The organism is Oscillibacter sp. (assembly GCF_031978065.1).
In the GTDB taxonomy this organism is placed as follows: domain Bacteria; phylum Bacillota; class Clostridia; order Oscillospirales; family Oscillospiraceae; genus Oscillibacter.
On the sequence record NZ_DALZCH010000020.1, the window covers coordinates 25,921 to 38,701 of the forward strand.

Annotated in this window: 11 protein-coding genes; 4 read left to right on the plus strand and 7 right to left on the minus strand. The window is 52.4% G+C overall.

Features of this window, described 5'->3' with window-relative positions; genetic code table 11:
- Window positions 1-47: 47 nt before the first annotated feature.
- Both RTK01_RS04850 and RTK01_RS04855 read right to left on the minus strand, forming a co-directional pair.
- Complete coding sequence (locus RTK01_RS04850) at window positions 48-851, minus strand: response regulator (RefSeq protein WP_312279889.1); 804 nt, start codon at window positions 849-851, stop codon at window positions 48-50.
- Between the two features lie 18 nt (window positions 852-869).
- On the minus strand, window positions 870-2,456 hold the full coding sequence (locus RTK01_RS04855; RefSeq protein ID WP_312279890.1) for a transporter substrate-binding domain-containing protein: 1,587 nt from the start codon (window positions 2,454-2,456) through the stop codon (window positions 870-872).
- Window positions 2,457-2,863: 407 nt separating this feature from the next.
- Here RTK01_RS04855 and RTK01_RS04860 point away from each other — a divergent pair, with 407 nt between their 5' ends.
- Both RTK01_RS04860 and RTK01_RS04865 read left to right on the plus strand, forming a co-directional pair.
- On the plus strand, window positions 2,864-4,369 hold the full coding sequence (locus RTK01_RS04860; protein WP_312279891.1) for a glutamate synthase-related protein: 1,506 nt from the start codon (window positions 2,864-2,866) through the stop codon (window positions 4,367-4,369).
- Between the two features lie 436 nt (window positions 4,370-4,805).
- Window positions 4,806-5,801, plus strand: coding sequence for a choloylglycine hydrolase family protein (locus RTK01_RS04865; protein WP_312279892.1), 996 nt, complete (start codon window positions 4,806-4,808; stop codon window positions 5,799-5,801).
- 92 nt (window positions 5,802-5,893) lie between these two features.
- Here RTK01_RS04865 and RTK01_RS04870 read toward each other — a convergent pair whose 3' ends face one another.
- The 5 genes from RTK01_RS04870 to RTK01_RS04890 form a co-directional block, all read right to left on the minus strand.
- Window positions 5,894-6,601 (minus strand): YjjG family noncanonical pyrimidine nucleotidase, encoded by a 708-nt coding sequence (locus RTK01_RS04870; RefSeq protein ID WP_312279893.1) that lies wholly within the window; start codon window positions 6,599-6,601, stop codon window positions 5,894-5,896.
- A gap of 226 nt (window positions 6,602-6,827) precedes the next feature.
- Complete coding sequence (locus RTK01_RS04875) at window positions 6,828-7,919, minus strand: PTS sugar transporter subunit IIC (protein ID WP_312279894.1); 1,092 nt, start codon at window positions 7,917-7,919, stop codon at window positions 6,828-6,830.
- Window positions 7,920-8,020: 101 nt separating this feature from the next.
- On the minus strand, window positions 8,021-8,188 hold the full coding sequence (locus tag RTK01_RS04880) for a hypothetical protein (RefSeq protein WP_312279895.1): 168 nt from the start codon (window positions 8,186-8,188) through the stop codon (window positions 8,021-8,023).
- Window positions 8,189-8,224: 36 nt separating this feature from the next.
- Window positions 8,225-8,881 (minus strand): hypothetical protein, encoded by a 657-nt coding sequence (locus tag RTK01_RS04885; RefSeq protein WP_312279896.1) that lies wholly within the window; start codon window positions 8,879-8,881, stop codon window positions 8,225-8,227.
- A gap of 139 nt (window positions 8,882-9,020) precedes the next feature.
- The gene (locus tag RTK01_RS04890; RefSeq protein WP_312279897.1) at window positions 9,021-10,205 is read right to left on the minus strand and encodes an iron-containing alcohol dehydrogenase; all 1,185 of its coding nucleotides are present in this window, start codon (window positions 10,203-10,205) and stop codon (window positions 9,021-9,023) included.
- 255 nt (window positions 10,206-10,460) lie between these two features.
- On the opposite strand from RTK01_RS04890, the gene RTK01_RS04895 reads away from it, so the two are divergent.
- A complete protein-coding gene (locus RTK01_RS04895) occupies window positions 10,461-11,396 on the plus strand; it encodes a tetratricopeptide repeat protein (protein ID WP_312279898.1) in 936 nt (311 codons plus the stop codon).
- A 134-nt stretch (window positions 11,397-11,530) separates the two neighbouring features.
- Window positions 11,531-12,781, plus strand: a 1,251-nt coding sequence (locus RTK01_RS04900) for a sigma 54-interacting transcriptional regulator (protein ID WP_312279899.1), incomplete at its 3' end; no start/stop codon positions are given.

Genomic DNA, 12,781 nt, shown 5'->3' on the forward strand with positions numbered 1-12,781 from the left:
AGAGTCACACTTAAATCACACAGTTTCGCCAGCTATCAGCCGCCGCCTCAGGACGTACCCATTCCGCCATTTCCGTCCGCAGACGAATTACTGAGCATTCCGCTGGTTGCCTCCGCCCAGCTATATTGCGTCATATATTCCCCTCGGTATAAATCCTTGCAGGACGCATTGCGATTTCTCCACTGGTAATAGTCGCAATCTACCAGCTCCGTTTTAATCGCCAGTTTTCCTCGCCGCTTGTCAAGGATGTCCTCACAGCCCACCCCACGCAGAGTGTCCTGCAAATCCTTTCGCAGATTCTGAAAATACGACGGGTGTGTCTCATCTTCCCAGAGAATGGACATAATTTCGTCTATGATACAACTGGCACCGCAGCGATCCACCAGATAAGCCAATAGCTCCCGGGTGCGCTTGTACTTGAAATTCAGCCGCTGCCTGTCCACGGTTACCTCAAAATTGCCGAAGCAGTGAAAGGCAATTCGCTTTTTTTGAGGAACTGGATATCGCAGGTGCTGTAGCTGTTTGTGCATCTCCTGAGGGTCTATCGGTTTTAGAAGATAACCGCTTGCATTGAGCTGATAAGCGTCGAACGCGTGCTCTGCATAGGCGGTGATATAAATGATGTTGAGTTTTGGCAGAAGAACTTGCAGCTTTTTACCAAGCGCAATTCCATCCATTCCACGCATCTGAATATCCAAAAACACAATATCCACCGGGTTTTCCTCGGCAAAAGCCAACACCTCCGAGGGGCGGCGAAAACCATGGACTTCTGCATCGGGCAGCACCTCGCGGATACACTCCTCCAGCCGCTCCAGCATGATTGCTTCGTCATCCACAGCAAGAACTTTCATAGAATCCACCTCCGTACGTCACTCATCCTTCGGAATGCAAATTGTTACGACGGTGCCTTTGTTCGCGCGGCTCTCAATGATTAAACTGCCGCTGCACATGAATAGTAACCGTCGACGCACATTTTCAATGCCAATGTGGATGCGGCCGTCCTCCAGCACGGCCTTTTCGTCAAACCCAACGCCGTCATCCTCGATTTGCACCTGACAGACGCTTCCCAGATCCCTGCTTCGAATGGTCACGGTTCCGCCTTCTTCTTTTTGTCCCAGTCCATGCTTCACGGCGTTTTCCACGATTGGCTGCACAGTCAGGGGCGGCAGATAGAAATTCTCACACGTCATATCGTATACCACCTTCAGATCTTTTCCAAAGCGCATTTTTTCCAGCCACAAGTACGTTTTTATGTGCTGCAATTCTTTAGTAAATGGAACCATCCTGACATCTTCCATCGATTCCAGATTGGTGCGCAGATATCGGGCAAAGGTGTCGATGGCGATTGCGGCCTGCTCGGAATCTTTCCGGCAGAGCTGTCCAATCGTTCCAAGGGCATTAAAAAGGAAGTGGGGCTGGATTTGAGACAGGATAATTCTGGCCCGTTCGTCTGCCAGTTCGGTTTCCTTGATCGCCAAGGCAGCCTGACTCAGGGCAAGCTCCCGCTCCGCCTGTGCTTCTCGGGCAGCTGCCCGCTCCCGCTGGATGAGGGCACCGATTCCCGCGGCGCTCAAAAGGATCACGCAGGTGGTAACCAGATAAAACGTGCTGCTTTCATGCAGAACCTCCGGAAGAGAACGGGTAAACACATAGGTGGTAAGCCACTTCCTTTGAAGGGAGGACAGCGTCCCGTCCAACTGCATTTCCCGGATCACCCCGTCAAGCTCTGCCGCCAATTCCTTTTCGCCCTCCCGGACGCCCAGGCCCAATCCACTGTCCATCATCGCGAAGACTTGAAGCAGATCCGTGTATCCCTCCTGCTGAATCAGCATCTTGGCCACGGATGCGCGCATAACGGCGTAGTCAATTTCTCCCGCTTCCAGCGCTTCCAGTTCTTCGGAATAGGTATCATAACGAACCGCGTCTTCCTCGATGCCATAGATATCAACCTCGGTGTTCCCGTTGAGGATCGCAACACGCCCCCGCTTCAGATCATCCACCCCGCTAATGGGTGCCTTTCCGTATACAACGAACGCATCATCGGCCACGATGGAGGTGATCATCAGCCCGTCATTTCGATTGGAGATGCTCTCCAGCCCCATGACGATATCCGCGCTCCCGTTTTTTACCGCTTCCGTGGCTTTTGTCCAGGTCGTCAGGTGGATCTCAACATTCACGCCAAGTCGATTGGCAACTTCATTGATACACTCGATGTCGTGACCGGTATAGGAGCCGTTGTCCGCGACGGAGGAATACGGCGCAAAATCAATGTCTCCTACTACGCGTAATGTCCTCTCATAGGAATTGTCCGCTACTATCTTTACTTCTGGAACACCGGCAAACCAGCCGCCTTGGACGACCGCATTGCCGATCTGAGCCGCCAGCAGAACCACAATCAATATACTTAGCAGATAGAGCTGCAAAAACTGTCTTTTTGAAAAAGCCGAGCTATGCATATAAGGTCACCGTCCTCTACTTTTTCTCTGTTACACACAGCTTCGGTTTTCATGGTGGGGAGTGCAGAAAATTTTCCTCATCGCGCACAGACGCAGGGCATGCTGCAAATTGTCTGAGAGAATGACACATGGTGGCGGGGACACAGCCGACCTCTTTCCAGTGGTGGCTCGCTATATAATTGCTTGACTTAAAATATCATTCTTTATGTTATACGTTTCAATGATGTATTGCAAGAACTGATTGAACTGCGCAGTTTGTTTACACAGTGAAACTTCGCTTAATGATTACGGCATACTGCTCTTTGTGCAAATTGCTTGCAATTTAACCGATGTATGGTACAGTTATTTGTAAAAAGATATCACACTAAAAGATATCACACTAAATGTAATCTTGAGGAGGTTTTAAAATGTCGTATTCACCGAACTTGAGTTCCCCATTCACCGGCGGTATGAACAAGAGCAAAACCACCTGTTCCACATCCGGCATGTGCTCCATGTGCACCAGAGACTGCCCGGGTACCTGCGAAATTGCGCTTTCGGCGGTGCTGGGCGCTCAAACTGTATACCCCATAACGACCGGCGACAATCAGATCGCCTCCGAAAAAAATTATCCCGTTGATTACTCTCATTTCAATATGAACGGGCGGGTATTCGGCGCGCGGGGAATTGCGGAGGATATGGAGCAAGCTACGGTTTTTAACATGGATTTATCCACGACCTATGGAACGCGCAATCAAATTGAGATGGATTTGCCCCTGATTCTGCCCGCGCTGATAAAGCTCAACTGGAAGGACTATTTTGCCGGCGCTGCCATGGCCGGCGTAAGCTGTGTAATCGGTGAGCACGCCAGAAATAACGATTCAGAGCTCGTTATTAAAAATGGGCAGGTTGTGGACTTTCCTTTTCTCGCCTCCATCAGAAAAAGCTATGAGCCGTATTACCGAGGCAAAGGTCAAATGATCTTGCAGTGCAACCCCGACGACGATTTGCTGGGCGTTCCTCAAATCGCTTTGCAGAAATACGGCTTTGATGCGATTGAAATTAAGTTTGGGCAGTCGGCAAAGGGCGTCCAGCCTGTTATAAAAATCAAGGATATGGAAACCGCCCTGAAAAAGAAAGCGCTGGGAAATCTGGTCCATCCCGACCCGGAGGACCCAGCGGTGCAAAAAGCATATAAAAACGGTGTCTGTCCCAATTTTTATACATACGGCAGACTCCCTATGTGGACGGAAGAAACGATTTCAAAGCACATTGAACTGCTTCGCTCCATGGGGGTCAAAAACATTTACTTCAAAATGGCGGGGTATGACTCCGTTGATTTGGAACGGGTTTTAAGGATGGCCAGCGTCAACGGCGTTGATATGGTGACCTTTGATGGCGCTGGCGGCGGCTCGGGCTACAGTCCGTCAAAAATGATGAACGAGTGGTCCTACCCCACCATTATGCTTGAAGATCAAGTGGTCCGTTTGGCAAAAAAGCTCCAACGCGAGAATTTGCCCCTTCCTGCAATTACGATAACGGGCGGTTTCGCCAGTGAAGACCAAGTATTCAAAGCGCTTGCCTTTGGTGATGGGCTGGTGAAAAGTGTCGGCCTGTGCCGTGCTTCCATGGCGGCGGCTATGACGGGCGAGAGGATCGGAAATGAAATTAAGAACGGAACCGTTCGCCCCCTGTTTCAAAAGTACGGTTCAACCGTGGAAGAAATTTTCGGTGATTTACCCGATCTCTGCGCCATCTATGGAACCAAGGCACGTAGTTACCCCACCGGCGCGATTGGCGTTTTCTCCTATTTAAAAAAAATCGGTTTTGGCATCGCCCATTTTGCGGCGCTGAACAGGAAATTTAATTTGTCGCTTTTGGACCGGAGCGACCTCATTCCACTTACAGGCGACGCGCATGATCTATTAAAGTAAATTGACATCTACCTGCTTTCATCGCTACAGCAATTCCACAGAGGAATGCGAAAAAAGGAAGCTGCGTAAAACGGCTGGCTGCAAGGCGGAGGACGCTGGCGGGCTGACGCCCGTCAAGGACGACAACGCGGCAGACAGCCTTTTTGTACGCTGAACTTTTTGCAGTTTTTTGTGGAATTGCTGTAAGGTGCTTCGCTTAATATTTAATGGGGCAAGCCCAAGGGATACCACCCTTGGGCTTGCCCAGCAAAGTTTCAAGCCTTAAAGCCGATTTCACAGTATTCAGTGGGTCTCGTTATAAAAATAGGCTGGCCTCAAAACGGTCGAGGCGGTTATCTTTGAGATGCGGGAAAATCAAGACGGAATCTATCATGAACCCAGAAAGTGCCAATCACATAAGATAACTTATAGTTTATTTTGATAGGCGGTGAAACCCATGTGTACAGCCATTACATTACAGTCTTTGCCGGGGTCAGCCTACCTTGGAAGGACCATGGACTTCTCCTATTTGCTCCAGCCCCATTTTTATTTTGTACCAGAAAATTACCGATGGACAAACGCGATAACCCACGAAGACCTATGCAACCCTTACAGTTTCATGGGAATTGGTCAGGAACTGGACGGAGTGCTCGGCTTTTTTGAAGGGGTCAACGAACACGGTTTTGCGGCCGCCGCTTTGTACTTTGCCGGATATGCCAAGTACGATGACGCTGCCATGCGGGATGCGTCGGACACTCAGGTGGCATCTTATGATTTTCTCACTTATATTCTGGGGCATTGCACGTCGGTGGAAGACCTCCTAAATCAGATGGATCATATTCATATCATAGGCGTATCAGATCCACTGACTCAAACGGTGGCTCCGCTGCATTGGATTGCCGAGGATCGCACTGGAAATTGTGTTGTTCTGGAGCTGACGGACAGAGGTGCCGAGATATACCACAACGCAATCGGTGTTTTGGCCAACAGCCCTGATTTTCCGTGGCATATGACGAACCTGCGCAATTACATGAATACATCGCCCTGGCAGATGGAGAAAGCAGTTTGGGGCGATGTTCAACTGATGCCCTTCGGCCAGGGCGGGGGGACAATGTCTTTACCTGGCGGTTATACCTCTCCGGAGCGCTTTGTCCGGGTGGCCTATCTAAAAATGCATATTCCCCCACCGGAAAATACCGAGTCCGCAGTCATTTCGTTCTTCCAGATTATGAAAAGTGTGTCAATCCCCCGAGGGGCTGTTGTGACCGTACGAGATACGAACGATTACACGCAGTATACAGCCTTCATTGACCTGCACACCTGCAAATATTTTTTTAATACATATGAAAATCTGCAAATTAAAACGGTGGACTTCCCGATTGCTCTGGCATTATCAGACACAATCGTTGACCTGGGGCGAATTGTACAGCCCATGACCTTTGAAAAACTATAATGGGGGTTTTCTGATAGAAGGCAACTTCTTCCGCCGCTTCTGTAAAGGAAACCGTGGAGCTGATTGTCGGCTTCGTAGAGATGAAATACGCATTATCTCCGGCGTTGAGATTGCGCCTTTCTATCCAGCAAGGAGCTAAGCTCCTCTAACGCATATATTTCATAATCCGGCAGGATGCCCGAATCGTTGGGCAGCCGTGCGGGATTGAACCACACCGTTTGAATCCCCGCATTTATGCCACCCTGAATGTCCGAGGAAAGGCTGTCTCCGACGATCATTGCGGCACTTCTGCGAGCGTGTGGAATTTGCGCAAAGCAGTAATCGAAAAAGTCGCTGCCGGGCTTGTTGAACCCAATCTCCTCCGAAATAAAAATACCCTCCAGGTACTTTTCAAGGCCGGCGCTTTTGATGCGGCTTCTCTGGACGCTTGCCGTTCCGTTTGTGACGATGTACAGGTGATAATCGGGAGAAAGATCCCGCAGCAGCTCCTCCGCCCCCTCTATAAAATAATGTCCGACTTCCAGCAGTGATTCATAAATTTCCGCCGCCTTCTCAGCCGAACACGCCGCGCCAAGCTCATCGAACAAAAGCCGATACCGCCGCGTTTTCACTTCACTTCGGCTCAGCTTCCCCTGCTCCAGCAGCTTCCACTGCGCCAGATTCAATTCGCTGTATCTGCGGATGACGGCCTTATTCGGATGAATCCCCAGTTGGAGCAGGGTTTGTGTCAGCGCGATGCTCTCCGCCTGGTTAAAATCCAGCAGGGTATTGTCCAAATCAAATAGAATCGTATTCACCATTCTGTTTTAACAACCTTTCTTTCCTATCAGTCATTTTAAAACAGGCGCCGCGAAGCCGACGCATCCGGCTTTACTGAAACAATCGGCATTGATAAAACCGGAGCGCCTCTCCATTGGAACGCCGCGCAGAACGGTCGTTTTGGCCCAGAACTGAACCTGATCACGGGTAAGTCCGCAGCGATTCTCACATCGAATCCGCCCGTCACCATAAAAACGCCCACGCCGCCTACGATAAAGTCATGTCGCCGTCTTTGACCCATCCGATCTTTTTTAAAGCGAGGTTGATCAGCGGGCAGATGACAGCTGGAAGGAGAAACGAGATCAGAAGCAATCCCATCCAATCCCCTGAGGTTACGGCAACCTTGGCGCCCCGCGCGATATCGTCTATCCAACCGGTATACACGCCGATTTGGCCCACAAGGCCAGAGGTTCCCATCCCGGAAGATACGGGGGCGCCGTTCATCTCCAGATGAAACAAACAGGTAGCCAGCGGGCCGGTAATTGCGGACGTGAGAATCGGTGCAATCCATATCCTTGGATTTTTCACGATATTCCCCATTTGCAGCATAGAAGTCCCCAGCCCCTGCGCCACCAGTCCGCTCCATCGGTTTTCCGGGAAGGACATCACGGCAAACCCCACCATCTGCGCGCAGCACCCTGCGACGGCCGCACCCCCTGCAATTCCCGTGAGGCCCAGCGCCGCGCAGATTGCGGCGGAAGAAATAGGAAGCGTCAGCGCAATGCCGATGACGACGGATACCAAAACCCCCATCCAAAACGGTTGCAGGTTTGTCGCCCACATGACAATACCGCCCACCTTCATGGCGGCGCTTCCCAACGCGGGGGCCCACCACGCGGAAAGGGCCACGCCGGTTCCGATGGTGACAAGCGGCGTTACCAGAATGTCCACCTTTGTTTCCTTTGACACGGCCTTCCCGATTTCGGCGGAGAAGATCGCAACAAACAGCACAGCCAGCGGACCGCCCGCCCCGCCCAGCGCGTTGGAAGCGAAGCCAACGGTAATCAGCGCAAGCAAGAACAACGGGGGACAGCGCAGTGCGTATCCGACGGCACCGGCCATTGCAGGGCCGCCCATGAACGATGCCAATGAACCGACAGTATAGGCGACGTCATTGACCGTCACAACCGGCGCGATCAAAAACGAGATATGAAGCTGGGCCCCCAGCGCATTGATAATCGTACCGATCAAGAGAGAGCAAAACAGGCCCTGCGCCATTGCGCCCATTGCGTCAATCCCGTATCTTCTGAGCGAAATCACGATGTCTTTCCGTGCTAAAAATGCTTTTAAGCTTTCCATATATCATTTCTCCGTACAAAAACTATGTGAAGCCCGGGCTTCAAATTTACCCGAAACCTCCGGCCCGAACATAGTTCGGGCAACGCATCGGCCGCTTGAAATCATTCGCGCACCTTTTTTATATCTGATTCCAAGGCCGTTGTCAACCAAAGCCCGAGCAAACGGGCCGCCGACAGCACCGCAGCAGGAAAAACCGCCCCCAGCCCATCATCTTTCAGCGGCTGAAATACGACGGCAGCGGATTTCTTCAAATGCTTATGCAAAAGCATAGAGCCGGCAGATTCAATTTAGAATCTGCCGGCCCCTTATTCATATGCCACCGAGCCCTGCAATTTAAGAAACAGGATATGGACACGCAAGATCTTCCGCCAATGGCAAATTGGGGTTAGTCCAATCGGAAGCAGGACGCTTCCATCGTACTCATAAGGCTCCAGAACAAATTCGCCCTTGCCTTTAACCGCCTCCAAATAAAACGGCCGCATTGTCGGATCGTAGTGTGCCGCCAGCGTCGTCTCCCCTGGGGTCTGAATAAATTCTTTGCCTTCCAGCCCGAGATACACCCATTCGATATAGGGGTGCGCAAGTCGGAACGAATCATAAGTCTCAAATATCTCCTGCTCAATACCCCCGGCCCCGGCGGAGCGAACCACCCTGTCGTCCGCTTCTCCCCGATCGATATAGCTTGTAAGCTGCCCCGCGGCTGATTTCAGCAAACTCGCAGGCGTCAAATAGTTTACATTATACTGGATATCCGTAAGGAACGTCTTCATATTTTCAGCGGCCAGTTTGAGCCGCTGGCCGCTGGACTCTATATACTGCGCTCGAATTTGGTTTGGCAGCACATACAAGGCCATTGCCAAAAACGGAATTGCTATGACTACTGTAAAAATAATAATCAGCTTTCGCTTTAAGCTGGTATAACGTGTTTTTCTGGCACTTTTTTCCGTTTTTTCTCTTTTCATCCCACTTCAGCCTTCCTTGATTTTGTTTTTATCCAGCGAACAAAACCAGCCACACCCGCACAAGCCCCGGAATGCCCGCGTCCCCGAAAGTTTTCCTTTCGGGGACGCGTTTTGCCGCATACTGTCCGGGTCTTCCCTTTTACATTGCCATACGATAAATTTCTGCGGCAATCTCCGGGGTGAGCTTCACAAAGTTTCCGTGGTTCGGCGCGCCGTGGAACATGTTTTCCACCATGACGGGAATGTCCTCAGGCTTGCCGCCCAGTTCGCCGATGGAGGCAGGCATGCCGATGTCCCTCATAAAGCTTCGGAACGCCTTGATTCCCTCCATTGCCGTCACGGCAGGGTCCTCCAGATTTAGCTGGCAGCCCCATACCCGAGTGGCAAATAGAACAAAACGGTCGGTTCTCTGGCTCTTCATGGCATATTCCATCCAATAGGGGAACAGCAGCGCCAGACCGGCGCCGTGGGAGCAACCATACAGAATGCCAAGCTCGTTGTCCATATGATGGGTGCCCCAGTCCTGAGCGCGCCCCACGCCGGTGGAGTTATTCTGTGCAATCATGGCCGCCCACATGATATTGGCCCGCGCCTCGTAGTCGTTGGGATTGGCCGTCACTCGCCTGCCCTCTTTGATCATGGTCAGCATCACGGCTTCCAGCAAACGATCGGTCAGCTCCACATCCCTGCTGTGGGTGAAGTACCGCTCCATGCAGTGGGCCATGATATCGGCAATGCCGCTGGCAGTCTGATAGGGGGGCAGGGACACCATCAACTCAGGATTCATTATGGCAAACAGGGGACGCAGAATATCGCCGTCAGCGCAGCGCTTATACTGCTTTCCATCTTCAGTCATCAAGGTAATTACAGAGTCTGTGGAACCCTCGGAGCCGGAGGCAGCAATGGTGACGACAGTACCCACCGGCAGCGCTTTGGTGACGCCCCCCTGCTTGCCGCAGTAGAAATCCCAGAAATCGCCGTTGTAAACCGCGCCCAGCGCGATCGCCTTGGCAGAATCCATCACGGAGCCGCCGCCGATGGCCAGCACAAAGTCAACACCCTCCTTACGAGCCAGCTCTATGCCCTCATAGACCAAATCGCTGTGAGGGCTGGCTTTTACACCGCCCAGTTCCACATGGGCGATGCCCGCCGCGTCCAGAGATGCCTTGACGCGATCCAGCAAACCGGAGCGCACCACAGAACCGCCGCCGTAATGAATCAGCGCCTTGTGCCCGCCGTAACGGTCCACATATTCGCCCGTCTGTGTCTCTGTGCTCTTGCCGAACACAAAATAAGTAGGGCTGTAAAAATTGAAATTTTCCATGTATTGACCTCCTAATAGTGAAACAGCTTTTATAATCCGGGTAGTCTGACAGCTATTTTCTTTCATTATAGCCTAATGGACGTTTTGTCCGATTTGCTTTTCATGGCTTATTTTTTGCAGAGTCTCGCTTTTTCTTCGCAGCGTGGCCGACGCGGAAAATGGCGTCATGCTGCAAAAACCATATAAGAGAAGGCAAACCTTCCTGCCTTTCAGCCGCTATAATATAAATCAGGAAAGCTGCATCATTAACGGGAGGTGATTTTCACGCAAAATGAGCTGGATTTCCTTTTTGCCAATCTGAATGCCTGCCTTGCTCAGGGCGATTCCAAAATTACCGGGTGGTTTTCGCCGGAGTGCCTGCGGCAGGCTGATTCCCACCGGGAAGAATACATTACCTCATACAACGAGCTGGGCGTGTTTTGCCGCGACAGCGGCCGTCTCCCCCAGTCTTTGGAATCGTTTGAAAAAGCGAGGGTGCTGGCCGACGCGCACCCGGGCCTTGCGTGCGGCGAATATGCCGCCCTCCTGAACAACATGGCGGGAACCTATCGTCTGATGGGACAAAACGGGAAGTCAATCGAGGTGCTGCTGCAAGCAGCGGAGCTGTGCCGGAGGGATCGGAAACAGGAAACCTACGCCTATGTGGGGGTTTTGAGGAATCTGGCCATGGCATATTGGGCGGACGGTCAACCGGAGTCCGCCATCCGCCACTTGCAGGAGGCTCTGCCCCTGCTTCAGATTCTTCCGGAGCATCGGCACGAAACGGCGGTTATTTACAGCAATCTTACGGCGCTCTACCATGCCGCAGGGGACAAATCCCGGGCAATGCGGGCGCTGAATCGGGCGCTTCAGGAATGTGAAAAAAACCGCGAGGATGAAAACGTCCATTACGCCGCCATTCTCAACTCCCTGGCCGGTTTTCTGTTTTCCGAAAGAGACTTTCGCCGCGCGGCAATGCTCTATCGCAAATCTGCAAGACACATCAGGCGGTTTTGCGGAGAGACGCTGGAGTATGCCTACATTTGTCAAAGCTTGTGCTGGGTCTATGAAAAAATGGGCGAACGTGGCCGGGCAGCGGACGCGCTTTCCGAAGCGATGAAAATATTTGAAAAGCTGTTGGGCCCGAACCATGAGCGATCGGTCCTGGTGCGGGGAATACTGACGCGCATGAAGGCCGGAGAAAACCCGTAGGTGAGGCGTATATTCGCGCCGCCGCCTGCCCCGGCGGGCAGGCGATGCAATACCATATCATTCTCTTTAATTCCCTTGTGCGGATTCAAAAGATACTGTATGATTAAGAAAACAATGGGTGAGGGGTGCAAACCATGAAAAGTCTGGATACAATGAACTCTCTCTCCCAATGCGGGCTTGGCGCGGCGCTGATTGACCGGGACTGTCTGCTTCTGGAGATCAACGAAACCGGCGAGCGCTTGCTCGGGGGGCTCGGCCGCCCCGGAGGGTCCCTGCTGGAAATTGCTCCCGCCTTCTGCGGTGCGCTTCCCTCCGAGGAATACTGCAATATCTCCTTTGGGGAATATCTCCGGCAATGCCCCTCCCCGGAAATAGAGGACCTGCCCGCCGGTGTGCGCATGGTGGTATTTCGGGACGCGCGAAATGATATCTGCCACGATATGCTGATGTGCGCCATCAACCAAGTCAGCGACTCGGTGATCTTGTGCGATGAGCAGGGCCGCGTTTTTTTGCTCAACGATGCTGCGACGCGGCTTGAATCCACTCTGGCGCAGGAGATTGTCGGCAGAAACCTTCAGGACGTTTACACGGTGAAAAACGAGAGCGACTTGGAAATTCCCCGCGTGATGCGGGAGCGCAAGCCTCGTCTGAACATCCGCCAGCACTATGTCACCAAGCACGGCAAAGAGGTGGCCGTGATGGACGATACCTACCCGGTCATTCTGAACGGCAAGGTTGCCGGCGGCTTCAGCGTGATGAGGGACTGGACGCAGGTGGACCGGCTGAACCGACAGGTCATCGAGCTGCAGCAAAAGCTTCTGGGGCGTGACGAGCACAGGCGCAGAGGCGGACGCAGCCCTCTTTCCGCCAAGTATCGGTTCGAGGATATTGTTTTTAACAGCGCCGTTATGCGGGCGTGTATGGAAAAATGCGAAAAAAGCGCCAAGTCCGATTCCGGCATTATGATTTGCGGTGAAACCGGCACCGGAAAAGAACTGTTTGCCCAAGGGATTCATAACGCCAGCCATCGCGCCGACGGGCCCTTTTTGGCGATCAACTGCGCGGCTATCCCGGAAAACCTGCTGGAATCCATGCTTTTCGGAACAGAGAAGGGAGCCTATACCGGGGCCGAGCGCCGTGTCGGCCTGTTTGAACAGGCCGACAGCGGGACGCTGCTGCTGGATGAAATCAACTCCATGCCTCTGTCGCTGCAGCCCAAGCTTTTGCGCGTGCTTCAGGAGGGCGTGGTCCGCCGGGTGGGCGGAATAGATGAAATTCCGGTGGATGTGCGGATGATTTCCAATATCAATATTTCGCCATGGCAGGCGGTGCGGGAGAAAAAACTCAGGCCCGATCTGCTGTACCGGCTGGGCGTGGTAAACATC

Bases quoted from the DNA above. Each gene is read 5' to 3' on its own strand.
- RTK01_RS04890 (WP_312279897.1), bottom strand. From the start codon at position 10,205: ATGGAAAATTTCAATTTTTACAGCCCTACTTATTTTGTGTTCGGCAAG.
- RTK01_RS04885 (WP_312279896.1), bottom strand. From the start codon at position 8,881: ATGAAAAGAGAAAAAACGGAAAAAAGTGCCAGAAAAACACGTTATACC.
- RTK01_RS04870 (WP_312279893.1), bottom strand. From the start codon at position 6,601: ATGGTGAATACGATTCTATTTGATTTGGACAATACCCTGCTGGATTTT.
- RTK01_RS04860 (WP_312279891.1), top strand. From the start codon at position 2,864: ATGTCGTATTCACCGAACTTGAGTTCCCCATTCACCGGCGGTATGAAC.
- RTK01_RS04850 (WP_312279889.1), bottom strand. From the start codon at position 851: ATGAAAGTTCTTGCTGTGGATGACGAAGCAATCATGCTGGAGCGGCTG.
- RTK01_RS04855 (WP_312279890.1), bottom strand. From the start codon at position 2,456: ATGCATAGCTCGGCTTTTTCAAAAAGACAGTTTTTGCAGCTCTATCTG.
- RTK01_RS04880 (WP_312279895.1), bottom strand. From the start codon at position 8,188: ATGCTTTTGCATAAGCATTTGAAGAAATCCGCTGCCGTCGTATTTCAG.
- RTK01_RS04875 (WP_312279894.1), bottom strand. From the start codon at position 7,919: ATGGAAAGCTTAAAAGCATTTTTAGCACGGAAAGACATCGTGATTTCG.
- RTK01_RS04865 (WP_312279892.1), top strand. From the start codon at position 4,806: ATGTGTACAGCCATTACATTACAGTCTTTGCCGGGGTCAGCCTACCTT.